The following is a 24972-nucleotide window of genomic DNA, read 5'->3' on the forward strand; positions in this document are numbered from 1 at the left end:
CCGGCTCGATGATTGCCTACGAGGGAAATGTGCAGTTCAAAGCGGCCGGTTTCGGCGGAGGCGACGGTGTGATCGCCGGGCTGAAGCGCCGGGCCACCGGCGAGAAGCTGTCGCTGATGGAGTGCGCCGGGCACGGCCGGGTGTTCTTCGCCGTCAACGGCCAGAACGTCACCGTGGTCGATCTGAACAACGAGACGCTGCAGGTGGAGTCGCAGCAACTGCTCGCGTTCGCCGGGAACCTGCGCACCGACGTGCGTTTCGCCGGGTTGCGCGGTGCGTCCAGCGGGCAGGGCCTGTTCACCACGACCGTCTCCGGCCAGGGTCAGGTCGCGCTGCTCTCGGCCGGCGGTCCGCTCATCCACCTGGAGGTTTCCCCGCAGTACCCGCTGATCGTGGATCCGGACGCGTTCGTCGCGGCGCGCGGGAACCTCAACCAGTCCTTCGTCACCGACGTGTCCTGGCGCAGTTTCGTGGGCCAGGATGCGGGCGAGGCGTTTTCGCTGCGCTGGGACGGCCAGGGCGTGGTGTTGATCCAACCGGCGGAACGGTAGGGGCGAGCGGGTGTTCGAGAAGGTCAACGGCAAAGTCGTCAAGGTCGATGTCGGGATGGCGGGCGGTGTGGTCGCCCGCAACGGCGCGATGCTGTTCTATACCGGCGACGTTTCGTTTGCCCCGCATCAGATTCCGGGGGCGCAGGCAATGGGCGGCATGGGCGGGCTGATGTCGCTGGCGGGCCGCGCGATGGCGGGTGAGCATGAGCGCACCATGCTCGCGCAGGGCAACGGCCAGGTCCATTACGGATTCGCGGGCCTGGAGGTCCACGTGGTTCACATGCAGCCGGGCGCGGCGCTGCGCGTCGAGGCTTCGCGGCTGCTGGCCAATACCGCCGGGTTGCAGAGTTCGGTGGTCTCGGTGATGAGTTCGGGCGGCGGAGGCGGTGGCGGCCTGATGGGCGCGCTGCGCGGCGCCGCCTCGGGCGCGTTGACCGGGCAGGGCATGTTCACCACCCAGCTGTCCGGGCAGGGGGCCGCGGTGCTGCTCGCGCACGGCGGATTCCTGGAATTGCAGGTGGGCGGACCTAATCCGATCGTGGTCGACCCGCAAGCCTTCGTCGCCGCTTACGGCAACGTGCAGACCGAGCTCAAAGCGGCATTGAGCTGGCGGGATGCCGTCGGCCGCGGTTCCGGCGAGGCGATGCAGTTGCATTGCGCCGGGCAGGGCGTCGTCTACGTGCAGGCCTCCGAAGAGAAGTTGTGAGCAGGGTATGTCCCAGATCCTCAACCCCATGAATCTCGGTGAGAGCGACAACATCCCGGGAAACAGCTACGCGTACTGCATCGACCTGAACAAGCCTTGGTTCATGCGCAAGGGCGCGATGATCGCCTATTACGGCGACATGCGGTTCCAGATGCTCACCCACGGGTTGCAGGGCGGGCTGCTGCACATGGTGTCGCAGCAGTTCTCGGCGCCGCTGTTCACCGGCGATTACGTCGTCGCGGAGGGGCACGGCAAGCTGATCATCGGCGACCGCGGCTACGACATCAATTCCTATGACCTCGAGGACAACGGCAACCTGACCATCCGGGCGGCGAACCTGCTGGCCTTCGAGCCGGGGCTGTCGCTCAACCAATCCATCGTGCCCGGCTTCCTCACCCTCATCGGCACCGGCAAATTCCTCGCCTCCTCCAACGGACCGGTCATGTTCGCCGAGCCTCCGCTGCGCGTCGACCCGGAATCGCTGGTCGGCTGGGCGGATTGCCCCTCCCCCAGCCACCACTACGACGAGCGCTGGATCTCGAACTTCCTGGCCGCCGGTGCGGCGCGCTTCGGCGCGAACTCCGGTGAGGAGCGCCAGTTCGAGTTCACCGGCGCGGGCACCGTGCTGATCCAGTCCAGCGAGAAGGTGCTCAGCGACTCGATGCTGGTACGCACCATCGAGGGACAGATCCAGAGCGGCATCACCGTCGGCGGCCTGCAAAGACTGCAAGGGCTCATCGCGCAACAACTGGCGGGGCAGCAGCAGTACTGACCGGCGGAACTCCGGTCTCGGCCCTGCGAACATCGCGACGTCGACCGGCGTAAACACTCGCGTGGGGGATTCGCGCCCCACCGGGCCTGGATACCGTGCCTCGGGCTGCCACCGGGTCTCTATGTCAGCGATCCCGCCTCGATGATCGTGCTCGGCAAACATCCACTGCCCGGTAAGAGCCCGATCGATACGCTGCGGCCCGGCGCTTTCGACAACTTCGTCGGCGGCGGGTACTTCTACCTCGATGACGAGGACCGCGCCGTAGTGGGCACCGGCGCCGGGCACATCCAAGTGTTCGCGGAAACCGCTGCCGCCGACAGCTTTTCGCTGAAACGCGACTACGACCCGACCGGCGTCCTGCATCCGGGCGAGACATTGAACTCCGCACTGCCGGACTCGAACGGCCTGATCTGGTTCGTGGCCAAGACGAACGGCGTGGTCGGCACTCTCGATCCGGACACCGGCGCGGCGCAGGTGGTTCGGCTCGGAACGGGCACGGAGAACCAGATCGAGAACTCGTTCGCGGTCGGCGCGGCAGGCGAGGTCTACGTCGCCACCAACCGGCAGCTCCTGCGTTTCGACGCCGGTCCCGACCGGGCGCCCCCCGACGGAGCGGCCTACCTCGGCACGCTCGGCGGACTGGTGTCGATGCGCGACGGCCAGTGAGCCGGCGAAGCGGGCAAACCACGTCGGAGTAACTCGCGCCGACGGGCAGGTCACATACGTACAGCAAAGGATTCGCGACGGAACGGTGAACTCGTCTCGATGTGCACCGGCACCCGTGCACGGTCGGCGCAGAATCGGGTCATGGCTGACTCGGCGCTTTCGCCGCAGCGTCGCACGGCGCTGACGCACCTGGCCCAAGACGAATTCTGCTTCGCGACAGCGTATCCGCGTGTCGCCGACTACTGGGCCGCCGCGGGCCGGCTGCCCGGCACCGGGGACGACATCGCCGACGCCACGTTCGACTTACACCTGCTGCACTACATGACCGGCGGCGCGAGCACGAACCCGTATTGGGACATCGTCGCCGCGGCGGTATCGCCCGGGCCGTGGGAGCGCGCGAACCGCTCCGAGGTGAACGGCGGGAACCCCAAAGGCAGTGCGCGACTGGCGTACGCGCAGATCCTGCTGCAAGCCGCCTACGCCTACGCGATCCCCTCGCCCGCGACACTGCGCTGGGTAGCCGACGTCGCGCAGGGTCGACCGCTGCTGGAAGTCGGCTCCGGGCGCGGCTATTGGGCCTACCAACTCACCCGAATGGGTGTGCCCATCAATGCTTTCGACTCACACCCGCCGGACCGGGCAGCCAACACGGCGTTCCCCGCCGCCGTGGGACTACCCGCGACCTGGCACCCCACCGCGACGCCACCCGTGTCGACAGCCGATCTCGCCGCCGCCCACGCCGACGACGCGCTGTTCCTCTGCTGGCCGCCCGGCTGGGAGAATCCCATGGCTTCGACGACGCTGACCGCCTATCAGGAGGCGGGCGGCTCGCTGCTGGTCTACATCGGCGAACCGCGCGGCGGGCGCACGGCCGACAGCGCGTTCTTCGACACGCTCGAGGCCGGGTGGACTCTGCTCGACCAGGACCCTGGCTACGTCTCGTGGTGGAATCTCGGCGACCGGGCACAGTGCTGGCAGCGTCGGTGAGTTCAGCTCGCGCGCTGGAACTCCCACGGGTCGTGCGCGCTGATCAAGGTGACCTCGTCACCGTGATCGCGGTGTAGTTCGCGCAGCCGCGCCTGGGTGCCCAGTCGCAGGTCGTGGTGCACCTCGGAGGTGGTCTGCACGATGTCGAGCACCGGGTGGGGCTGCGGGGCCGGATCGAGTTCGCGATGGTAGTAGTACGCGTCGCCGCAGTGCAGCAGCCAACGTTCACCGTCGCGGACCGCTACGCCGGTGTGGCCCGCGGTGTGCCCGCCCAGCGGAATCAACTGGAAGTCGCCGGGCAGGTCCTTCGGTTGGATCGCGTCGAAGCCGAACCACTGTCCCGTCGGGTCCGACGGGTAGGTCTGCCAGAGCGGGTCGTGGGCCCAGTGCGCGGGGCGGTAGCGGAAGCTGGGCGCTTCGGCCTGCGCCGCGGTCAGTTCGGCGGCGAGCACGTGGACCCGTGCGTGCGGGAAGTCGGGCAGTCCGCCGCAGTGATCCACGTCGAGGTGGGTGAGGATGATGTGCCCGACGTCGACGGGGTCGTAGCCGAGCCGCTGGACCTGCCGGATCGCCGTCTCGTCCTCGGTGAGCACGGGCTGGGCCATCGCCACCCAGTCCGCCCCGAGCGTGCCCGCCGGGTCACGCACGTCATCGAGCCCGATGCCCGTCTCGATCAGGACCAGCCCGTCGGATGCCGTCTCGACCAGCAGGCAGTGGTTCACGGCATGGGCGGGCGCTGGTCCGTCGTAGGTGGCTTCGATCTGCCGGACCGAGCCGCAATTGAGGTGATGGATCGTCATGCGAGTTAGTCTGTGACTTGAAGCGCGGTTCAAGTCAAGGAGACGAGATGAACGACCTGCTCGATATCGCCGAAGTGGGCGAGCAAACCGGCCTCGCCCCCTCCGCACTGCGGTTCTACGAGAAACGCGGGCTCATCACCGCGACCGGCCGCAACGGCCTGCGCCGTACCTACCACCCCGACATCCTCGGCCGCCTAGCCCTCATCGCCTGCGCCCGTGGCGCCGGTTTCACCCTCGCCGAGATCGCCCGCTTCCTGCGCGCCTCCCCCACCGACGCCGAACTACGCACCCGCATGGCGGAGAAAGCCAGGCAACTGGACGACGACATCACCCGCCTCATCCGCATGCGCGACAGCCTCCGCCACGCCTCCACCTGCACCCACGACCCCTTGGTCGACTGCCCGGACTTCAAATCAACCTTCGAGCCCACCACCGACGCGGTATGAGTGCCCGGAGTCCATCGCGATAGCCGATAGACCAAGGGCCCCATCGACGATGATCGAGGCCGAACTCGAGGCTCGAGTCCGTGATGTCGAGTCGATGCGGGCTGCGCTGGCGGCGCAGAGCGCGGTCAACGCGCGAAGTATGCGGACACCTACTACGACCTGGCAGATGAGCAGTTGTCGTCGGAGGGCAGGAAGCTGCGTTTGCGGACGATCACCACGGACAACGGGCGGCGGTCCCTGCTGACCTACAAGGAACCCACGGTGGACACGGCCAGTGGATCGAAGCCCGAATACGAAACCGAGGTGGCCGACCCATCGGTCATCGACTCACAGCGATCTCACCACGAGCAGTACACGGATGCCGTGCTGGCTACTCGGAGGGCGTCGGAGCTGCCTTGATGAACCAGTTGATGATTTCCTCGCCCGCCAGGATGCCGGTGGCTCGGGTGATGGTGAGGTTGGGGTGGGTCCAGTTGAGTTGTTCGAGTTCGCCGTGGCGGGGGCGGATCGCGGAGTCGGCCGCGCGCAGCATGTCGGCGTCGAGGGCGCCGTCGCCCGCCGCGAGCGTGCGGGCATCGTCGGCGAGTTCCCCGCTTTCCCACAGGCGCTTGCGCACCTCGTCGACCGCGCGGCTCTTGCAGACGGCCTGCGGCATGGTGTAGATCTTGCGGCCCTGCTGGGAAGCCGACCAGCCGCGTGGACGACACCAGTCGTCCCACTCGGCCAGGAATTCCTCGGGCACCTCCTTGGGCTTCACCACCAGGTAGCAGAAGAGGTGGTCTGCCACGCGGAACTTGGTGACCCAGGAGTCATCGATGCGGGCGTGCAATTCCTTGCTCACCTCGGACAGGGTGGCTCCTCCCGCACGGACCTTGGCGTCGATATCGATGCGCCAGCTCAGATCGGGCACGCCGTCTACCAGGATGTTCCCGCCGTTGCTGGTGATCGCGTAGCGCCACGGCGCTCCGGGCAGCCGGATGCGGTCGAACTGTTTGATGGTGCGGGTGGTGGTGGGAACGACGGCGGCGGGTTCGGTCAGGGTCTGCATCCGCAGCGCCGCGGTGGTGGTCATGAACGACAGCGGCGCCCCTTCCAGATGCTCCACACAGACCGTCGGCACGTCGGCGGTGGTGCTGAAGGCATTACGCGAGTAGATCATCGTCCGGTCCAGGTCGGTCGCGATCAGCGCGCGTCTTCGGTGTGCTCTCGGAGATAGGTTCACTGCTGCACGTCCTTGATCAATCCCATGCACGAATATGCCAGGTCGGCGACGACTTCGACCGGGACACCCCGGGCGGCGGCGAGCATCCGGATGTGGGCGTGCTCCGGCGCGTCCGCCTCGCGCACCAGCACCCGCCACGGCACCCGCCGCAGCAGCACCCGCGTGGTCTCGCCGACGCCGGGCTTCACGAAGTTCACGCTGGTGATGCCGTATCGCTCGCGCACCTGCTCCACCGACGCCCAGCCGGTCCAGGTGGGCGTCCGGTCACTCGCGCGGACCGCGGCCAACTCCGCGGGCACCCGGTCGCTGATCGCGTCGAAGGCGCCGCTCACGACGTCCAGCAGACGGCCGGACACATCCTCACCGGCCAGTTCGCGGTAGAACTTGGCGCCGTGGAAATCACCGGGGCCGATCAGCGTGTCGTTGAGAACCGTGCGCGAGACCAGGCCGGAAACGGTCGAATTCAAGCAGGCCGAGGCGATCAGGAAGTCGTCGCGGGTGCCGTAGGTGCGCACGCAGTGCCCGGGATCGGCCAGCACCGCCAACTCGTCGTCGAACCGCGCCCCACCGGCCGCGTGATAGGCGTCCAGCGCCTCGGTCAGCTCGCGAGTGATCGCCCCTTTGCCGGTCCATCCGTCGACGAACACGACCGAGGACGGATCGTGCTGCTCGGCCAGGTAGTCCAGCGCCACCGCGTCGATGCCGCGATCCCGCACGATCGACACCGCGTAGTGCGGGATCTCGAGGCTCGGACGCCGCGAACGCAGCCAGCGGCGCATCAGAATCCCGACCGGCGTGCCCGCCCGCGCCAGCGACGCCAGGACGATGTCCTCGCCGCGTTCGGCGACGACCAGCTCGGAGACGGTCGCCACGGCCAGCGCGAGCCGCTCGGCGCTGGCCGTCAACACCTCGTCGAACAGCGACCGATACGTCGCGTCCGGCTGGTACTCGATCGGCAGCGACTCCGCGTAGTGCGCCTGCCCCGCCTGGATCCGCTGTTCCCGCTCCGCGACGTCGGCCTCCAGATCGACACCCGACAGGTCCTTGAGCAACCAGGCGACCTCGTCGGCGGCGTAGGAGCCGAACTCCGGCCCGTGCAGCGGCGTGGGTAGCGCACCCACCCTGGTACTCGTCACGCCCGGCTCCCGGCCGCCGTCGCTCGTTCGGCGCGCAGCCGCCGCGGGTCCGCCTCCGGCAGCACCGCGAGCAGCACGTCCGCGCCGGAAGCGGTCAGTACGTCCACCAACCCGTGCTCGGCCATCAACTCCGCCGTGTCGGCGGGCGAGTCGACCACGACGACGAGCACCGGATCGTCGGCCGGGCCGTCACCCTCGGCACCACTGCCGACACCGACATCGGTAATCGCGACAGCGGCCTCGTCGCGGCGCGGCGCAACGGCGAGCAGCGCGCCCAGCCCCGCGAGGTCCGCCTCGAACAGGTCGAGCGAAGTCACCGGCCAGTGCGCGTTGTACAGATAGCGGGGCGCGGGATCGCCCGGTTCCGGCGCGATGAACCGGAACCCGCGCCGCAACGGATACCCCGGCTCATCCAGTACGTAGGCGGGCGATCGCGTGGTGGTCTGGAAACGCGTCGGCGTCCCCGTGTCGGCGAGCAGCGCCGCCAGCCGCAGCGGCAGGTACATCAACTCCTCGTGCCCGAGCACGATGACGGCCCGGCCCGGGAAATCGGTGCACAGCCGGGCGGCCAGCACCTGCCCCGCGTTCAGCAGGGCGGCCTCGAACGCGCCGGTGTCGGAGGCGAGTACGCCGTGCCTGCCGCCTTCCGGGACGGAGGCGGGCCACGGTAGTTCCATCCGGCGGAACGAGCCGAGATGTCTCCCGGTCGGATTCAACCGCGGCTCGGGGAGAGCCTCGACGGCGTCGACCAGCTCCGCGGGCAGCGACGCCCGGCCTGCGGCGAGACAGACCGTGTCGATCCGCGCCCCGAGTTCCGCCGCGGCAGTGTCGAATGCGGCACGGTCGGCCTCGGTGCGCAGGTCGACCAGCGAGGCGAGCACGTAATGGGCGCGCGGCGAGAAGGCGTGCAGCGCGCGCACCGCATCGATCGCCGTGGCGCCGGTGGAGATCTCGTCATCGACCAGCACCAGCGGCAGGTCGTTGACGAAGATGTCGGCAGGCGCCGGTTGCAGCAGGTGCGAGGTGGCATGCGAATGCCCCTCCTCGAACCCGGCGAGCGTCTGCGCGTGCGGCACCTCGCGCCGGGTCGAATGGAGATAGCAGCTCGCGCCGATCCGCGCGGCCACACAGTGGCCGAGTCCCGTCGCGGTCTCGGCGAACCCGAGCACGACGGCTTCGCGCTCACCGAGCACCGCCCGCACCAGATCACCCAGGTGATCGCCCGCGCCGAGCACCACCCGCGGATCGGTCGGCAGGTGCTTGCCGAGGACGGTGGAGACCAACAGGTGCGCCCGGCGCCGGTTGTTGCGGCGAACACCCGGCTGCACCAGCGCCGTGATCGGCAGCCGCGCCGAGCGCAGCCGGTCCGAATCGCGTTCGCGCATCGGGTCGCGATGCAGCGCTATACCGAGTGTCCTTGTCGCCCAAGGGACTTCACCGCTATCGAGTTCGGTCGCTCCGCCGTTCATACGGTGACCATCGCCGTCAGCAGATCCACGAAGGACACTCCCTTGTTCGCCACGCCGAACACCCGTGCGCGCAACAAGGTCTGTCGCGCCCAACTGCGATGCGGCCGCATCTCGTTCATCTTGTTCCGGTAACCGGAGGCCGCCACACCGCCGACGTCCTCGCGCAGGATGTCCAGCGCGTCCGAGTACTCCTCGTGCGACACCACCGACAGTGCGTGCACGGCGGCCACGTGCGACGGGTGGATCACCGTCTTGCCCTGGATGCCGTTGGCCCGGTCCAGCGTGATCTCTCGCAGCAAGCCATCCAGATCCCGGCTGACCAGGTACTGCCGGAACGGCACCGCGTCGGACTCCTCGAACGGCGCGGTCCGCAGCAGCGGCCGGAACATCCGTTCGTGATCGGCGAAGTACTCCCACACCGGCCCCGTGATGACGAACCCGGTGCCGTCCGCGCGCCCCAGGTAGTTCACGATGTCGGCGATGACGTCGGCGACCACGCGCACGTCGTAGATGGTCAGGTCGCGGTCGCGGCGGATGCCGAACGTCGAGCACATGTCGGTCGCGCCCACCCGCACCGCGAGCACCCGGTCGCGATGCGCGGCCAGCAGCGCCGCGATCTGGGTGAGCTCGTAATCGCGGGTCTCCCGGTGCACCAGGCCCGCCGACTCCAGCACCGGCATCCCGTACAGCGGCCGGTTCACCCGCTGGGCTGCCACGTTCAGCGCGTTGAGGTACTTCGGTCCGGTCACGCTGTCGAACTTCGGGAACACGAACCCGGTCAGCACCTTGGCGCCCGGTCCGAGTTGCTCGATGAGTTCGGTGATCGTGTCCGCGTCGCGCACCCGTACGAACAACAGGGGGTTGGCGTCGTGGCTGCCCGCGAGCAGATCGAGCGCGGCGACGGTCTGCTGCTTGGCGTACTCCACCTCGTGATCGGCCACCGCGTCCTCGAGGTCGATCACCATCGAACACACCCCGTGCTCGGCGCGCCTGCCGATCGTCAGCGCGAGATCGGGCCTGGTCGCGGGCGCATACAGCGTCGCGCCGAGCCCGACCGCGAGCAACTCGCGATCGGAGTGGTCGTCGCCGAACGGCTCGGGCTGCCGGTGGAAGAGTCGCCTCGCCTCTGGGCCGTGCAACTGCCGGAAGTGGCGCAGCGGCATTCGCTTCCGCAGGGAAACCTCCTGCTGGACGGCGATGCCTGCGGTCATCGTTGCCCCATCCTCATTCTCGTCGTGGTCCTGCTTGTCTTCTCATTCGTTCCACTACCCCGGCTATGAATTCCGTAACGGCATTCAGTTCCGTCACATAGGCCCAGTAGTCGGGATGACGCCCCGACAGTGTTTCGCTGATTCGGTCGATCCGTGCCGCTTGCGCGTCGAGCACCGACCCCCATTCGGTGACCAGCCCGCGGCTCACCGCGAGCATCTGCGCGTCCCGCAGCCGGAATCGTACGGCCTTGGCCTGTTCTTGCGGGTCGGACCGGATCGCACGCAGCAAGGTGAGCCGCTTGGTGACGGCGTCGACCCGCTGCTCGGCCTCGGCGAGGAACCCGCGCGCGGAAGTGGTCAGATCAAGTGCAAACTCCGGATTGTTCTCCGCCGCCGTACGCGCCCTGCCCAAGGCCGCGTCCGCGGCCTCGATGGCTCGCTGGCTTTCCCGCTCATTGTTAGCCAGATCGGCCGAACTCGCAGCATTGAACTCGCGCAGCAGCGCCGAGAAGGCCTGCGGAACGCGTTCGGCCCTGGTCCGGACGGCGGCAAGGCGGGTTGTCACCGACGAGATAGCGGTGTTCGCGGCCGCGGCCCGAGATGGTGCTTGCGCCAACGCATCAGCCAGTTCCCTGGTGGCCCTCTCCAGCCGGTTCGCGGCCTCCCGCACCGCGCCCGCGGGTGCGCCGGACCCCGAAGCCTCCAGTGTGACCAGCGCCTCATCGACCGCCGTGGCGCCCTTGCGCACCGAAGGATAGTTCGCGAACTCCGACTCGGCGGCCCGGCCGCGCACCTCGGCCGCGGCGGCCTTCACCTGCTGCGCCAACCGCGGCACCGCGCCGAGCACGGCCACCGCCTCTTCGAGCTTGCCCTGGTCGCCGCGATAGAACTCGTCGACGGCGCGCGCCGCGTCGGCGAGTTGCCGTACCGCGGCGTCGACGCGTTGCCGGCCCTGGGGGACCGGCGGGCCGCCCTGCTGCGCGGCCTCCAATTCCGCGCTCAGCGTCAGATAGACCTCCGCAGCGCCATAACACTTGTGGCGCACCGGTTCCCAGCGCGCGCCCGTCCGCCGCTCGGGGAAGATCTGATCGGCGGCGTGCACCGCCGCGTCGGCCGCGCTCTGTCGCCGGTCCATGTCGAGGAAGGCCGTCGCCAGCGTCGCGCGGGCAGGTTCGATCCACTCGTCGTTTCCCGACGAACGGAACCAGCCGCGCCTTCGCCCTGCCACGCCCCGATGGTAGGAGATCTTCCTGTTCGCCGGGGGTTACGCCGGTTCCTACGCAAGTTCGCGGAAACCTACTACTGTCGTATGACGTACCCGGCGATTCGGACATGCTGGGAACCAATGACGGACTATTGAAAGGGAATCCCGCATGGGTGTCAGTTTGTCCAAGGGCGGCAATGTCTCGCTGACCAAGGCGGCGCCTAACCTCACTGCTGTTGCAGTCGGCCTCGGGTGGGATGTGCGGACCACCACCGGCACCGACTTCGACCTCGACGCCAGCGCCATCGCGACCGGCGCGGACAAGAAGGTCCTGTCCGACCAGCACTTCGTCTTCTTCAACAACCTGCGCTCGCCCGAGGGCGCGATCGAGCACGCGGGCGACAACCGGACCGGTGAGGGCGAGGGCGACGACGAGGTCATCAACGTCGACCTGGCAAACACCCCGCCCACGATCGAGAGCATCTTCTTCCCGGTCTCGATCTACGACGCCGACTCCCGGTCGCAGTCCTTCGGCCAGGTCCGCAACGCCTACATCCGCGTCGTGGATCGCAGCAACGGCGAGGAGCTCGCCCGCTACGACCTCACCGAGGACGCGTCGACCGAGACCGCCATGGTCTTCGGCGAGCTGTATCGCAACGGCGCGGAGTGGAAGTTCCGCGCGATCGGCCAGGGTTACGCCTCCGGTCTGGCGGGCATCGCCCGTGACTACGGCGTGAACGTCTAAGCAACACTTCGCTGTTCGCAGGGGGCCCGGCGACGGGCCCCCTGCTCATGCGGCCCAGGCATGCCGGCGCCCTGGGAGCAGCGTTGGACAACCGGCGATCCAGCGGCCACGCTGGTAGCAAACCGTCGCCGCCAAGTCTTCACCTCACGAAAGGTCCCAGCGTGGTCCTGCGCATATTCGGCATGTCCCTGGTCGTCACGGTGATATCCCTGGTCGTGGCGGTGTTGTACGGCGGGCCGACCGCCCTCGCGCTCGCCGCGATCCTCGGCATCCTCGAGGTGTCGCTGTCCTTCGACAATGCCGTGATCAACGCCACGGTGCTCGAGCGGATGAGCGCGTTCTGGCAGCGGATCTTCCTCACCATCGGCGTGCTGATCGCCGTCTTCGGCATGCGGCTGGTCTTCCCGCTGGCCATCGTGTGGATCACGGCCGGACTGAATCCGGTCGAAGCCTTCGACCTGGCCCTCAACCCGCCGCCGGGCGACGCCCTGACCTTCCCGGACGGCAGCCCGAGCTACGAGAAACTGCTCACCGACGCACACCCGCAGATCGCGGCGTTCGGCGGAATGTTCCTGGCGCTGCTGTTCCTCAACTTCATCTTCGAAGAGCGCGAGGTCACCTGGCTGAGCTGGCTGGAGCGGCCGTTGGCCAAGGCGGGCAAACTGGACATGCTCTCCGTGGTGGTCGCGGGCATCGGCCTGATCCTCACCGCGGAGTACATCGCCGACGAGGCGCACCGCTCGACCGTCCTGATGGCCGGCCTGCTCGGCATGATCACCTACATCGCCGTGGACGGCCTCGGCTCCATGTTCCACACCGAGGAGCACACCGAAGGCGGCCCTTCCGAGCTGGCCAAGGCCACCGGTAAGGCGGGCTTCTTCCTCTTCCTCTACCTGGAGGTGCTCGACGCGTCGTTCTCCTTCGACGGCGTGATCGGCGCGTTCGCCATCACCTCCGATCCGATCATCATCGCGCTCGGCCTCGGCCTGATCGGCGCCATGTTCGTCCGGTCGATCACGGTGTACCTGGTCCGCAAGGGCACCCTGTCGGAGTACGTCTACCTGGAGCACGGCGCGCACTGGGCGATCGGTGCCCTCGCGGCCATCCTGCTGGTCTCGATCGGCGTGCACATCAACGAGGTCGTCACCGGCTTGGTCGGCGTCGCGTTCATCGGCGCGGCCTTCGTCACCAGCATCGTTCGCAACCGCCGGGCGGACGAGGAAGAACTGGACAGCGAACGGGAACCCACGCCGGTAGGCTGATTCCCGGCAAGCAGCCGAAGACCCGTTGCGGCAGCGGCCCCATCCCCGCGGATGGCCGCTGCCGCTCTCGTTTCCACAGAGGGGGATCGCGCCATGGCGATCAACGCCAACCCTGGCGGCGTCAACCTGTCCAAGGTGACCCTGTCGAAGGCGACGCCCAGCATCAACCTGACCAAGCCGGGTGAGCAACAGGGCACCATGCGGGTCAACCTGAACTGGTCGAGCAGATCCAAGGGATTCTTCCGCCGGTCCAAGCCCGTCGACCTGGACCTCGGCTGCCTCTACGAACTGTCCACCGGAGCCAAGGGCGTCGTCCAGGCGATGGGGAACAATTTCGGCACGCTGGAGGCGGAGCCCTTCATCCGGCTCGACGGCGACGACCGCAGCGGTTCGGCCACGTCGGGCGAGAACATGCACATCGACCTCGCCCGCCCCGAGTTGTTCCGGCGCATCCTGATCTTCGCCTTCATCTACGAGGGCGTGCCCAACTGGGCCGCCGCCGACGGCGTGGTCACGCTCTACCCCACGTCCGGTCCGCAGATCGAGGTCCGCCTCGACTCTCCGGTGGACGGCGCGCGCTCATGCGCCATCGCCCTGCTGCTGAACCAAGGGGCCGGAATCACCGTGCACCGCGAAGTGCATTACGTCAACGGCGCCCAGCGTGAACTCGACCAGGCCTATCAGTGGGGCATGCAGTGGCAGGCCGGGCGCAAGTAGGTCACCGCGCCGCGGGCACAGGCTGCCGCGCCACGACCGCCGAGCCGGTCGGCGTGCGCGCGGCGAACACCAAACCGACCAGGCCGATGCCGAGCCCGGCGACCGTCAGCGGTCGCAACGGCTGATCGATCAGCAGCCAGGCCAGGATCGCGGTCACGGCGGGCGTCGCGAAGAACAGCTTGCCCACCCTGGTCGCGTCCCAGCGGCGCAGCATGGCGTTCAACAGCAGGAACGCGGCCATGGAGTTCACCAGCACCATCCAGGTGAGCGACCCGGCGAAGCGGCCCACGTCCGACACGTGCGTCTGGCCCGACAGCCAGGCCAGCGCTCCCGCGATCGGCGCACTCACCACCACGTGCAGCGCCGTTGCGGCCCTGGGATCGACGGCGGGCACGAACCGTTTCTGGTACACGGTGCCGAGGCTCAGCCCGAGCAGTCCCACCACGCACAACGCCAATCCGGTCACGGAGAAGTGGGACTGGTCGAACACCGCCAGCGCGACTCCGACCCCGCCGACGCCGAAGCCGAACCACTGCCGCAGCGTGACGACTTCGCCGATCAGTCCCGCGCACAGGGCGATCACCACCGGGTTCAAGCCCTGCACAAGCGCGATCACCGCCGCCGAGACGTGTTCGGCCATCGCCGTGTAGAACGCGCCGAACTGCACCATCTGCATCAGCAACCCGGCGACGAGCACGTGACGCAGTCGATTGCCGCGCGGCCACGCGACTCGCGCGAGGAGCGCGTACGCCATGAGCAGAATTCCGGCGACGGCGAAGCGCACGAACAGCACCAGCAACGGTGGCGCGGCGCCGACCCCGATCACACCCGCGATGAACGCACTGCTCCACAACAGGACGAACAGCGGCTGCGCGGCCACCATCGCGAACCGACTCTGCACGGGACCTCCCGGTAATAACCGCCTTGGGCGGTTATCACGGTGACATCCCGCGGACTAACCTGTCAAGGCGGTTACCATGAGGGCGTGTTCACCTTCGTGAGCGGAAATCTCGCCTTGGACTTCGCCGGGACCGTCAAGGCGCGGTCGACCACGTTCGAGGACGCCCTCACCACACCCGCCGCGCTCGCCGACTGGATCGCCGCCGCGAACCTGCTCGACGATCCCCCGCCCAGCGACGCGGGCACCCTCGCACGTGCGGTGCGCCTGCGCGAGGCGGCTTATCGGTCGGCACTGGCCGCCGCGCGCGGACACTCCCTCGACGACGCCGACCGCCGCACGCTCAACGAATTCGCCGTGACAGCACCGCCCTCGATCAGCCTGGGCACCGACGGCGCGGTCGTCCGTTCCGGTGACGCGGATGCCGCCTTGGCCGCCATCGCCCGTTCCGCGATCGAACTACTGGGTGGCGGGGCACTCGTCAAGGAGTGTGGCCGGACCGTATGCACCCGGCTCTATGTGGACACTTCCCGGGGCGGCTCGCGCCGTTGGTGTGACATGACGCTGTGCGGCAACCGCGCCAAAAGCGCCGCCTTCCGCGCTCGGCACGGCGGGCCTTAGACCACCGGGACCAGATTGCGGGGGTCGGACCGGGCCACCGGGGGCGGCGTCGAACGGTGCCCCCGGGGCATCGCCCACACGAACACGAAGAACAACACGATCAGCAGGCTCGCGCGCCCCCACACACCGAATTGGACGACGTTCTCCATCTGCTCGACCGAGGTGCCCGCACCCATCGAGTAGAAGTAGCGGAACACCCCGATCCCGATGGCCGCGTCGGCGACGAGATAGCTGCCGATAAGCCACCAGGGCACCTCGAGCAGCACGAGGAACGGCACCAGCCACAGGGTGTACTGCGGCGAATGCACCTTGTGGAACAACAGGAATCCACACAGCATCGCCCCGCTCACACCCACCCACGGGAAAACGCCGACCGCCAGGTAACGCTTCCAGCCGAGCCACATCGCGAGCGCGAACGCCGCCAGCACCAGCAGCGGCGAGGCGATGGTGACCACCTGCTGAAATGCCACCTCGCTGCGCGCGTCCGGGCCGAACATCGGCCGCAGTCCCCAGTACCAGATCGAGTTCGTGGTGATGTCGGCCTGACGCAATTGCTGGAAGGTGATCGACGCGCGCCAGCCCTCGTACCCCACCAGCGCGAAGGGCAAATTCACCGCGACGACGGTGCCGATCGCCGCGGCGGCGGTGAGCAGCGCGCCGCAGGGGTCGAGTTCGCGCTCGCGCTCTTCCGGGTCATGGTCGACGCCGCCCGTCAGCACGTACGCCAACAGCGGCAACACGAAGATGCCCGGGTACAGCTTGAGGCAGAACCCGAGGCCGAGCAGCACCGCGGCCAGGATTCCTCTGACACGCACGGAGAATCGGGTCAACGTCGCCATCACGTAGACGGCCGCCACCGCCGTGCAGACCACCGGGAGCTCCCAGTTGTGGAAGGCATAGAGCACCAGCGGCGGCCCGGCCGCCCAGAGCAGGGCGGCGCTTCCGGCCAGGCGGGCCAGCATCCACGCGGTCAGCAGCGCGAACGGCGCGAGCAGCAGCGCGGAGTACCGCAGGAAATCGGCGTCGTTGTGCGCGCCGACCGCGCCGAGCCACATCAGCACGCCGCTGAGCACCGGGTACTCCACCGCGCCGCCGACCAGGGCCCCGCCGTCGGTGATGCCGCCGCTCACATAGGGAAAGACGTGCTCGTTGATGTCTCGGCCCAGCCAGAGGAACTGGATGTCCGAATAGCAGACGTCCGAATCCTTGATGACGTCGAAAACCGCGCTGCGCCCGTCCCGGTCGAACGGCGCCCCCGCACAGCGCGCCTTGTTCGCGTACGCCAGCCCCAGGACGAGACCGCAGAGCAACACCACCACCACGGCCAACGCCGCGCGGCGTCGCACACCACCCGCGGGCAGGTCGCTGGCGGCGAGTGCGGTCGGCATGGATCCACCCTAAGCGGACGGTCCGGGCCGCGCCGCCGTTCCCCCTCCCCACGAAGTGAACGCGCGGACCGATTTCGCGCTCGCCCGGGCGGCTCGCCGGGGCGATTTCACTGCTCACGCCCCGCTCATGTAGCCTGTTCGGGTTGCTGACGCAACGACCCTCCTGCCACGGACCGTCCGTGGCCGTTTCCTAGTCCACAGGAGGTGATTGGTCCGTGCGTCATTACGAAGTGATGGTTATCCTCGATCCGAGCCTGGACGAGCGCACTGTTGGTCCGTCGCTGGACAACCTGCTCAGTGTCGTTCGTACCGAGGGCGGCAAGATCGACAAGGTCGACATCTGGGGCCGCCGCCGGCTCGCCTACGAGATCGCCAAGCACGCCGAGGGCATCTACGCCGTGGTCGATCTGACCGCCGAGCCCGCCACTGTGAGCGAGCTCGACCGCCAGCTCGGTCTCAACGAGACGGTGCTGCGCACCAAGGTTCTGCGCCACGACAAGTAGTCCGGCAACTCTCGTTTGCGTCGGAGCCTGTGCCTAGGCTCTAGCGCAACAGCGAGACGCGGACTGCACACCGAGCAGGAGGAACCACATGGCAGGCGACACGGTCATCACCGTCATCGGCAATCTGACGGCCGACCCGGAGCTTCGATTCACACCGGCGGGAGCGGCGGTGGCGAATTTCACCGTCGCGTCGACACCCCGTGTGTTCGACCGTAATTCGAACGAATGGAAAGACGGCGAAGCGCTGTTCCTGCGCTGCAATATCTGGCGCGAGGCCGCGGAGAATGTCGCCGAAAGCCTGACCAGAGGTTCCCGTGTCATCGTGAGCGGACGGCTCAAGCAGCGCTCCTACGAAACCCGCGAGGGTGAGAAGCGCACGGTCGTCGAGCTCGAGGTCGACGAGGTCGGTCCCTCGCTGCGCTACGCCACCGCGAAGGTCAACAAGACCAGCCGCGGCAGTGGCAGCGGTGGCGGCGGCTTCGGGTCCGGCTCCGGTGGCGGTGGCAACTACGCCTCCTCCGGTAGTGGCGGTGGGCGTTCCGGCGGTGCCGAGGACGACCCTTGGGGCAGTGCGCCCGCGGCCGGCTCCTTCGGGGGCGGCGGCCGCATGGATGACGAACCGCCGTTCTGAGAACGGCCACAACGGCCCGCAGGAATTCGGGCCATCACTGATTACGGAGTACAAGACCATGCCTAAAGCGCCCGCGCGCGAAAAGGTGCTCAAGAAGAAGGCCTGCGCGTTCTGCAAGGAGAGCAAGACCGGCACCGTCAACATCGATTACAAGGACACGGCGTTGCTGCGCAAGTACGTCAGCGACCGCGGGAAGATCCGCGCCCGCCGCGTCACCGGCAACTGCGTGCAGCACCAGCGCGATATCGCGGTTGCGGTCAAGAACTCGCGTGAGGTGGCGCTGCTGCCTTACGTGTCGACGGCTCGCTGAGAAAGGGAGGCGCACAAATGAAGTTGATTCTGACTGCTGATGTGGACAACCTCGGTGCCCCCGGCGATACCGTGGAGGTCAAGGACGGCTACGGCCGCAACTACCTGCTGCCGCGCGGCCTGGCGATCGCGGCCAGCCGCGGTGCGCAGAAGCAGGTCGAGGGCATCCGCCGGGCGCAGGAAGCGCGCCGGGTCCGCGACCTGGACCACGCCAACGAGTTGAAGCAGGCCATCGAGGGCCTGGACTCGGTCTCGCTGGCGGTCAAGACCGCGGGCACCGGCAAGCTGTTCGGCTCGGTGACCCAGTCGGACGTCGCGGCAGCCGTCAAGGCGGCGGGTGGCCCCGTCGTCGACAAGCGCAGCATCGAGCTGCCGAAGGCGCACATCAAGTCGACCGGCAAGCACGGCATCGTGGTGCACCTGCATCCGGATGTGGTGGCGAAGTTCGACCTCACGGTCACCGCCGCCTGATTCAGGCATTGCGTCGAGGACCGCTCCCGTCTGTCGAACGGGAGTGGTCCTCGGCTGTGCCCTGCCGTCCACGCCTGCTTAATAGCTGATTATTTGCCGAATGGTGCCGAGCATTATTCGGGACAATCGGGGCGTCACCCTACCTACACAAGCGCCCCGCTCACCCAGCCTGTGGAGTACCGGTAAAACCGACCGCTCGCAATGTGATTCAGGTCATATACGGCTCACGTGCTGTTAACCCAACACGCCCGGCTGTTCAACTTGGCCGACACGCCGGTACTTCCTTAATCCACACCTGGGAAAACGTGGAAATCTATATCTATCTGCGTATTTGACCCCGCCGAACTGGGTTTTCCCCAAGTTGTCCACAGGGGCTGCACACGGTTGGGTGAACTTTCCCCAAGTTATCCACAGCTGTGTGCACAGTGCGGTTTGGTCCACACCCATCGGGTCGCCTAGGTTCGTCGCATCGCTGCGCGCGGAACGCTCCCGATCGCGGGCACGGACGGGTGCCGAAGCGGTAGCTGGAGCCCTGGTCAACGGCTTTCACGTACGTGTCGGTGCCCGGGAGTAAAACGAGTCGACGGGGTGCAACCCGGTCGTGGGGTAGAGAGGACGGTCGAGTCTGGTGACAGCCACCGATGACCGCGGGCGCAGGGATTTTCCGCCCGAACCCCCCGGCGAGGATTTCGGCCGACAGCCTCCGCACGACATGGCGGCCGAGCAGTCGGTGCTCGGCGGCATGCTGTTGAGCAAGGACGCCATCGCCGACGTCGTCGAGGTGATTCGTCCCGGCGATTTCTACCGTCCCGCCCATCAGGCCGTCTATGACACGATTCTCGATCTCTACGGGCGCGGGGAACCCGCCGACCCGGTGACCGTCGCCGCGGGCTTGGACCGCCGTGGCGAGCTCAAGCGCATCGGCGGCGCGCCCTATCTGGTCACGCTCACCCAGACCGTGCCGACCGCGGCCAACGCCAGTTACTACGCCGAAATCGTCGCGGAGAAGGCCATTCTGCGCCGCCTCGTGGAGGCGGGCACCCGCATCGTCCAGTACGGCTACGCGGGCGCTGACGGCCAGGACATCGCCGAGGTCGTCGACCGCGCCCAGGCCGAGGTCTACGAGGTCACCGAACGCCGCACCAGCGAAGACTTCCTTCCCCTCGAGGAATTGCTCCAGCCGACGATGGACGAGATCGACTCCATCGCCAGCCGCGGCGGCATCTCCCTCGGCGTGCCCACCGGTTTCACCGAACTCGACGAGGTCACCAACGGCCTGCACCCAGGGCAGATGATCATCGTCGCGGCCAGGCCCGGCGTTGGCAAATCGACGCTGGGAATGGATTTCATGCGCAGTTGCTCGATCAAGCATGGCTTGGCGAGCGTTATCTTTTCCTTGGAGATGAGCCGGACCGAGATTGTCATGCGGTTGTTGTCGGCGGAGGCGAAGATCAAGCTCGGGGATATGCGTTCCGGGCGGATGAGCGATGACGACTGGACGAAGTTGGCGCGGCGGATGAGCGAGATCAGCGAGGCGCCGCTGTTCGTGGACGATTCACCGAACCTGACCATGATGGAGATCCGCGCCAAAGCGCGGCGGCTGAAGCAACGACACGATTTGAAACTCGTTGTGGTGGACTACCTGCAGCTGATGACCTCCGGCAAGAAAGTCGAATCCCGCCAGCAGGAAGTCTCGGACTTCTCCCGAAATCTGAAACTGCTGGCCAAGGAACTCGAAGTGCCGGTGGTGGCGATCAGCCAGCTGAACCGCGGCCCCGAACAGCGAACCGATAAGCGCCCGATGGTGTCCGATCTTCGCGAGTCGGGGAGCCTCGAACAGGATGCCGATATGGTTATCCTGCTGCATCGTCCCGACGCATTCGAGCGGGACGACCCGCGCGGCGGTGAGGCGGATCTCATTCTCGGCAAGCACCGTAATGGTCCCACCGCGACGATCACCGTCGCCCACCAATTGCATTTGTCGCGCTTCGTGGACATGGCCCGCGGCTGAGTTACGGCCCGTGCAACCGCCCGTGCTGCAACGTCCCCGGGGGAGGTAAGTTCGCCTGCCGTCCGGTGCCGCGTCGCCGAGCTTCGTAGCGGTCGCCGTCCTTCCAGTGACCATTGCGCGGGCGCGGCACGACAAGCCTTTCCTCCCGGCGTCCTTTTCAGTCGTCGATCGCCTGGTAGGCCGTGGTCCAGAAGTCCCGGTGCAGGTGCGCGGTGGCCGGGATATCCATCGCCGACTGTGTCAGCAGAATCCCGGTGAGTCCTTCGACCGGGTCGGAGTAGGCAGTCGTCCCCAGCCCGCCGTCCCACCCGAACTGACCCACAGGGGCCAGGTCGCGGCGATGGGTCCGCACGGCCATTCCGAACCCGTAGCCGCCGTGCCTACCGAAGTGGTCGCCGAAGGCGTCCTTCTCGACCTTCTGCTCCGGCGTCAGGTGATCTATCGTCATCAGCTCGACCGAGGCGCGTGACAGGACGCGCTCGCCGCCCAGGCTGCCCTTGTTCAACAGCATGCGGTAGAACGCGTGATAGTCGTCGACGGTCGACACCATCCCGTCGCCACCGGCCTGGAACTGCGGCGGCCGACTGTACTTGCCGCCCCTCGCCTCGTCCCACACCACCGGGGCGCCCGTCTCGGGGTCGTGGGCATAGCTGGTCGGCAGCCGGTGGATCTGATCCTCGGGCACGTGGAAGCCGGTGTCCCTCATACCGAGCGGGTCGAGGATCCGTTCGCGCAGGAACGACTCGAACGTCTGGCCGGTGACCCTCGGGATGAGCACGCTGAGGACGTCGGAGCCGGTGTGATATTGCCACAGCTCTCCCGGCTGATGCATGAGCGGAAGGGTGCCCAGGCGCCGGATCCACTCGTCCGGCGCGACCGACGGCGGCACGTCCAGGCCGAGTTCGGCCATCGCGTCCTGGATGGGGTAAGTGCCCGGCGCGGCCGGCACGGCGCCGAATCCGAACGTGAAGGTCAGCAGGTCCCGTACCGTGATCGGCCGCAGGGCGGGGACGGTGTCCTCCAGTGCGGCGCCGATGTTTCTGAGCACCCGCCGGTTCGCGAGTTCGGGCAACCACGTGTCGACCGGATCGTCCAGTCGCAGGCGGCACTCCTCGACCAGGACCATGACCGCCGCGGCGGTGATCGGCTTGGTCAGCGACGCCATCCGGAAGATCGTGTCGCGCCGGATCGGCTCGCCGCCGCCCTCGTGCATCGTTCCCAGCGTCTCGACGTGGACGTCGTCGCCCCGGCTGACCAGCGCGACCAGTCCGGGCGCGGCTACGGCTGCCACATGCCCGGCCAGCACGTCGCGCATCCGCCGCAGCCCCGGCCGCGACAGTCCACCGCGCCGCGCGCCCTCGTCGTCCCGGCTGCACCGCGCCTTCCAATTGCCCTGTGCGTCCCAGCTCACGGTCGTCGACATAGCCTCTCCTCAAGATGAGTACGGTGTTCTCGATATGCGAACACCGTACGCATAGATTGTGTCGTGCGCAAGTGCGAACAGTGTGCGCTATCGTGGCCGTCAACACCGAAGAGGAGACCCATGCCAACCGACAAGCCGCCCGTGCCCTCGGTTTGGGCCCGTCAGCGCCCCGCCCGGCGACAACCGGTCCTCACCCGGGAACGCATCGTCTCCGAGGCTGTGCGCCTGCTGGACGAGGAGGGCATCGAGGCCCTGAGCATGCGTACTCTCGGGACCCGGCTCAACGCTGGGGCCACCTCGATCTACCGGCACGTGGCCAACAAGGACGAGCTGATCGAGTTGGTCGTGGACGAGGTCTACGGCCAGATCAGCGTCCCCGACGCGGACGCCCCCGAGACCTGGCGGGACGCCGTCGCCACGTGCGCGCACAGCATGCGCGCGATGGCGCTCCGCCACCCTTGGGTCGTCTCCGTCCTCGGCCAGGTGGGGCTCTCGGAATTCGGGCCCAACATGATGCGGCAGTCCGAACGCATACTCGCCCTCTTCCATGCGGCGGGGTTCGCCCCTGGTGAGGCCGACCGGTCCATGAGCACGCTCATCGCCTACGTCATCGGCATGGCCACCAGCGAGGCGGCCTACCTCTCCCTGCTGGCCCGCAGCGGCCAGACCGAACAGGAGTGGGCCGAGAGCCTGCGGCCGACCGCGGAAGCGGCCGCACGGGAGCATCCGCTCCTGAGCGAGGGCTACGCCGCCCGGCGCGACGACGACCCCGCCCGCCTGCGCGACGAAAACTTCTCCTACGGTCTGGACCGTGTCCTCGACGGTCTCGCGGCGGCGCTACCCTCCACGGACTGAATCCACGCCGGTCCGCCGGTGACGGGGATAGGCGCGGCCCTGTGGCCGGTCAGCCCTACGCGACCACCGAGGCGGGCCGCAAGTCTGGCTCGTCGACCCGACGAAACCGCGGACGCACACTTGTCCGGCCGCATGATCCGGCTGGGTGCGGCGGTGTTGCCGGGGTCGCAGACCAGTAACGCCCGGGTCCCCAACCACGACGTCCTCGGTGACGTATGGCCCGTCGGGGGGCTTGTCCGTCCACTTTGTCGGTGTATGGAATGGGAATCAGGACATGGCTCTTCGCGAGTTCTTCGCGCGGCATCGCATCGCTTCGGCCGCTGCCGCGCCGGCGGTATTGGGGGTGGCGGCGGTCGTCGCCGCCTCGTTGGCACTGACCTCGACGCCGGAAACCAGGGATACGCAGCTCACGTCGTCCGTCACGGAATGCCACGACATGGTCACCATCTCGGTGGCCGGTCGCAATGACACTCCGCGGGAGGGCACCACCAAGATGCTGGTGGATGCCGACGGCAACCCGTTGCCTGCCGCCCTGTCCGGTGACCACAGCAGTGAGTGGGTCGACCCGGTTGTCAACGCGCCGGCCGATGACGTCGATCCCGGCGCGTACGCCGCGGTCTACATCGCGTATCCGGCGAATATGTCCACCTACGAAGACGCCGTCAACGCGGGTGTCGCGAACACCGAACAGGTGATGCGGGAGATCTCCGCGGCGTGCCCGGACACCAAGTTCTCGATCGTCGGCTACAGCGAGGGCGCCGACGTGGTGCGCCGCGTGGCGATGAAGATCGGTCACCAGGAGCCCGGCCAGGACGGCGCCTACGGGATCGTGGATCCGGACGACGTCGTCGGTGTCGTCATCCTCGCGGACTCGGGTCGCTCGGCGGGGGACGGGCCGTTCCCGGGATCGAAGGATCCGTTCAGCAACCCGGACGGCTTCGACCAGCAGTATCAGAACGGCACGAACCCGGTTCCCGGTCAGGGTGCGGCGCAAGGCACCAGCGGTGACTTCGGTGCGCTGAACGGCAAGATCGCGTCGTTCTGCTCGGACGGCGATCTCACCTGCTCGGCCCCGCAGAACATCTCGCTGCTGCAGTTGGTGGTCAACGTCGGCAGGCAGCTGAACGTCGACGCGCTCGAACGCGACGGGCTCACGCCTGCGACCGGGCAGGACGTCGCGGTGGTGCTCGGCAGGATCGCGCTGGCGGCGTTCGCCGACATCCAGTCGCAGCCGAACTGGATGCAGAGCGACGAGACCTTTCTGCAGGTGCTGCTGAGGGTGTCCGATCCGGCGTACAAGCCGGGTGAGCAGTCGAAGGCTCCCGCGAAGGCGGACGCGATCGCGATCGATGACATGTCGCCGCTGGCCTACCTGCCGCAGAAGGTGTTCAACGAGATCATCGGTCTGATCGTGACGAACCAGAACACGATCCCCGTGATCATGAGCGACCCGTACAACCTCACGCTCGGACCGAACCACACCGGTCATCACTTCGACTACTGGGACGACGCCGACCCGGACGGCGGCAAGCCGCTGACCTCCGCCGAGTACGCCGCTGCCTGGCTCACCCATCTGGCGAAGCAGGCGCAGGCGGGCAAGCAGGTCGACACGACGTCCAAGCCGCAAGAGGCGGACCTCGCCGCCGTGTACAAGGCGGCGGAGACCACCTCGGCGACGCCGACGACCGAACCCACCAAGACTTCGACGACGTCACCGACCAGCGCCGCCCCGACGACGACCGCCACCACCGGCAGTTCGACGACTACGGTCGCGCCGACGAGCACGACCTCGACGCCGGCGGTCACCACGACGCCCGCTCCGTCCCAGGTCGCGGCTCCGGTCGAGACGGCGAAGCCGACCACCACCGAAACGACCACGACCACAACGCAATCCGCGGCACCGACCACCAGTACGACCGCGCAAGCGCCGAATTGACCAACCCGTCGGCTCGTGATCGCCCCTCGGCG

The 24972-nt window shown here is 67.8% G+C and carries 26 protein-coding genes and 1 pseudogene; 18 read left to right on the forward strand and 9 right to left on the reverse strand.

Annotation, left to right across the window (positions count from 1 at the left end; all coding sequences use genetic code 11):
• The 5 genes from NA8_RS10860 to NA8_RS10880 form a co-directional block, all read left to right on the forward strand.
• Window positions 1–551 (forward strand): AIM24 family protein (locus NA8_RS10860; protein WP_063050262.1); only part of this gene is annotated, 551 nt, incomplete at its 5' end.
• Between the two features lie 10 nt (window positions 552–561).
• Window positions 562–1257 carry an AIM24 family protein gene (locus NA8_RS10865; RefSeq protein WP_063050263.1) on the forward strand — a complete coding sequence of 232 codons (696 nt, stop codon included), beginning with the start codon at window positions 562–564 and terminating at the stop codon, window positions 1255–1257.
• Window positions 1258–1264: 7 nt separating this feature from the next.
• On the forward strand, window positions 1265–2029 hold the full coding sequence (locus NA8_RS10870) for an AIM24 family protein (protein ID WP_063050264.1): 765 nt from the start codon (window positions 1265–1267) through the stop codon (window positions 2027–2029).
• A 141-nt stretch (window positions 2030–2170) separates the two neighbouring features.
• Window positions 2171–2695, forward strand: coding sequence for a hypothetical protein (locus NA8_RS10875; protein WP_063050265.1), 525 nt, complete (start codon window positions 2171–2173; stop codon window positions 2693–2695).
• Window positions 2696–2836: 141 nt separating this feature from the next.
• A complete protein-coding gene (locus tag NA8_RS10880; protein WP_063050397.1) occupies window positions 2837–3682 on the forward strand; it encodes a hypothetical protein in 846 nt (281 codons plus the stop codon).
• A 2-nt stretch (window positions 3683–3684) separates the two neighbouring features.
• Here NA8_RS10880 and NA8_RS10885 read toward each other — a convergent pair whose 3' ends face one another.
• Window positions 3685–4482: an MBL fold metallo-hydrolase gene (locus NA8_RS10885; RefSeq protein ID WP_063050266.1), complete on the reverse strand. Its 798-nt coding sequence runs from the start codon at window positions 4480–4482 to the stop codon at window positions 3685–3687.
• 47 nt (window positions 4483–4529) lie between these two features.
• Between NA8_RS10885 and NA8_RS10890 the strand changes: the two genes are divergently transcribed.
• Together NA8_RS10890 and NA8_RS35700 are read left to right on the forward strand one after the other, a co-directional pair.
• Window positions 4530–4928, forward strand: a complete 399-nt coding sequence (locus NA8_RS10890) for a MerR family transcriptional regulator (RefSeq protein WP_063050267.1) — start codon at window positions 4530–4532, stop codon at window positions 4926–4928.
• Between the two features lie 132 nt (window positions 4929–5060).
• Window positions 5061–5327, forward strand: a pseudogene (locus NA8_RS35700) (CYTH domain-containing protein); the annotation flags it as partial.
• Here NA8_RS35700 and NA8_RS10900 read toward each other — a convergent pair.
• The 5 genes from NA8_RS10900 to NA8_RS10920 are packed head-to-tail and all read right to left on the reverse strand — an operon-like array spanning window position 5299 to window position 11194.
• A complete protein-coding gene (locus tag NA8_RS10900) occupies window positions 5299–6087 on the reverse strand; it encodes an HAD family hydrolase (protein WP_063050269.1) in 789 nt (262 codons plus the stop codon). The pseudogene NA8_RS35700 and the gene NA8_RS10900 sit on opposite strands and share 29 nt — an antisense overlap.
• Window positions 6088–6146: 59 nt before the next feature.
• Window positions 6147–7286 carry a cysteine protease StiP family protein gene (locus NA8_RS10905; RefSeq protein WP_245663768.1) on the reverse strand — a complete coding sequence of 380 codons (1140 nt, stop codon included), beginning with the start codon at window positions 7284–7286 and terminating at the stop codon, window positions 6147–6149.
• The gene (locus NA8_RS10910; RefSeq protein ID WP_063050271.1) at window positions 7283–8755 is read right to left on the reverse strand and encodes a phosphoribosyltransferase domain-containing protein; all 1473 of its coding nucleotides are present in this window, start codon (window positions 8753–8755) and stop codon (window positions 7283–7285) included. Before NA8_RS10910 ends, NA8_RS10905 begins: the two co-directional genes overlap by 4 nt.
• Window positions 8752–9966, reverse strand: a complete 1215-nt coding sequence (locus NA8_RS10915; RefSeq protein ID WP_084466689.1) for an HpcH/HpaI aldolase/citrate lyase family protein — start codon at window positions 9964–9966, stop codon at window positions 8752–8754. The genes NA8_RS10910 and NA8_RS10915 overlap by 4 nt, the downstream gene beginning before the upstream one ends.
• Before the next feature lie 13 nt (window positions 9967–9979).
• Window positions 9980–11194: a hypothetical protein gene (locus NA8_RS10920; RefSeq protein ID WP_245663769.1), complete on the reverse strand. Its 1215-nt coding sequence runs from the start codon at window positions 11192–11194 to the stop codon at window positions 9980–9982.
• Window positions 11195–11339: 145 nt separating this feature from the next.
• On the opposite strand from NA8_RS10920, the gene NA8_RS10925 reads away from it, so the two are divergent.
• The 3 genes from NA8_RS10925 to NA8_RS10935 all read left to right on the forward strand — a co-directional run bounded on the left by NA8_RS10925 (window position 11340) and on the right by NA8_RS10935 (window position 13894).
• On the forward strand, window positions 11340–11915 hold the full coding sequence (locus NA8_RS10925; RefSeq protein WP_062966714.1) for a TerD family protein: 576 nt from the start codon (window positions 11340–11342) through the stop codon (window positions 11913–11915).
• A gap of 161 nt (window positions 11916–12076) precedes the next feature.
• Window positions 12077–13177: a DUF475 domain-containing protein gene (locus NA8_RS10930; protein WP_063050272.1), complete on the forward strand. Its 1101-nt coding sequence runs from the start codon at window positions 12077–12079 to the stop codon at window positions 13175–13177.
• Between the two features lie 93 nt (window positions 13178–13270).
• Complete coding sequence (locus NA8_RS10935; protein ID WP_063050273.1) at window positions 13271–13894, forward strand: TerD family protein; 624 nt, start codon at window positions 13271–13273, stop codon at window positions 13892–13894.
• 1 nt (window position 13895) lies between these two features.
• Here the strand turns inward: NA8_RS10935 and NA8_RS10940 are convergent, their stop codons facing one another.
• Complete coding sequence (locus tag NA8_RS10940; RefSeq protein ID WP_245663770.1) at window positions 13896–14795, reverse strand: DMT family transporter; 900 nt, start codon at window positions 14793–14795, stop codon at window positions 13896–13898.
• 84 nt (window positions 14796–14879) lie between these two features.
• Between NA8_RS10940 and NA8_RS10945 the strand changes: the two genes are divergently transcribed.
• Entirely contained in the window at window positions 14880–15413 is a 534-nt protein-coding gene (locus NA8_RS10945) for a CGNR zinc finger domain-containing protein (RefSeq protein WP_063050274.1), read from the forward strand.
• Here NA8_RS10945 and NA8_RS10950 read toward each other — a convergent pair.
• Complete coding sequence (locus NA8_RS10950) at window positions 15410–16801, reverse strand: glycosyltransferase family protein (RefSeq protein ID WP_063050275.1); 1392 nt, start codon at window positions 16799–16801, stop codon at window positions 15410–15412. The two genes, NA8_RS10945 and NA8_RS10950, sit on opposite strands and share 4 nt — an antisense overlap.
• A gap of 215 nt (window positions 16802–17016) precedes the next feature.
• Between NA8_RS10950 and rpsF the strand changes: the two genes are divergently transcribed.
• The 5 genes from rpsF (at window position 17017) to dnaB (ending at window position 20726) form a co-directional block, all read left to right on the forward strand.
• Window positions 17017–17304 carry a 30S ribosomal protein S6 gene (rpsF, locus tag NA8_RS10955; RefSeq protein WP_040871220.1) on the forward strand — a complete coding sequence of 96 codons (288 nt, stop codon included), beginning with the start codon at window positions 17017–17019 and terminating at the stop codon, window positions 17302–17304.
• 88 nt (window positions 17305–17392) lie between these two features.
• The gene (locus NA8_RS10960; RefSeq protein WP_063050276.1) at window positions 17393–17935 is read left to right on the forward strand and encodes a single-stranded DNA-binding protein; all 543 of its coding nucleotides are present in this window, start codon (window positions 17393–17395) and stop codon (window positions 17933–17935) included.
• A gap of 58 nt (window positions 17936–17993) precedes the next feature.
• The gene (gene rpsR / locus NA8_RS10965) at window positions 17994–18245 is read left to right on the forward strand and encodes a 30S ribosomal protein S18 (RefSeq protein ID WP_040871322.1); all 252 of its coding nucleotides are present in this window, start codon (window positions 17994–17996) and stop codon (window positions 18243–18245) included.
• Window positions 18246–18262: 17 nt separating this feature from the next.
• Window positions 18263–18715 carry a 50S ribosomal protein L9 gene (gene rplI / locus NA8_RS10970; protein ID WP_063050277.1) on the forward strand — a complete coding sequence of 151 codons (453 nt, stop codon included), beginning with the start codon at window positions 18263–18265 and terminating at the stop codon, window positions 18713–18715.
• A gap of 628 nt (window positions 18716–19343) precedes the next feature.
• On the forward strand, window positions 19344–20726 hold the full coding sequence (gene dnaB, locus NA8_RS10975; protein WP_084466690.1) for a replicative DNA helicase: 1383 nt from the start codon (window positions 19344–19346) through the stop codon (window positions 20724–20726).
• 157 nt (window positions 20727–20883) lie between these two features.
• On the opposite strand, the gene NA8_RS10980 is transcribed toward dnaB, so the two are convergent.
• Window positions 20884–22149 (reverse strand): serine hydrolase domain-containing protein, encoded by a 1266-nt coding sequence (locus NA8_RS10980; RefSeq protein ID WP_084466691.1) that lies wholly within the window; start codon window positions 22147–22149, stop codon window positions 20884–20886.
• 120 nt (window positions 22150–22269) lie between these two features.
• On the opposite strand from NA8_RS10980, the gene NA8_RS10985 reads away from it, so the two are divergent.
• Complete coding sequence (locus NA8_RS10985) at window positions 22270–23004, forward strand: TetR/AcrR family transcriptional regulator (RefSeq protein WP_063050278.1); 735 nt, start codon at window positions 22270–22272, stop codon at window positions 23002–23004.
• 274 nt (window positions 23005–23278) lie between these two features.
• Entirely contained in the window at window positions 23279–24940 is a 1662-nt protein-coding gene (locus NA8_RS10990; protein ID WP_063050279.1) for a cutinase family protein, read from the forward strand.
• Window positions 24941–24972 lie beyond the last annotated feature (32 nt).

The sequence above is a fragment of the Nocardia arthritidis NBRC 100137 genome (genome assembly GCF_001612765.1).
GTDB classification, from domain to species: domain Bacteria; phylum Actinomycetota; class Actinomycetes; order Mycobacteriales; family Mycobacteriaceae; genus Nocardia; species Nocardia arthritidis.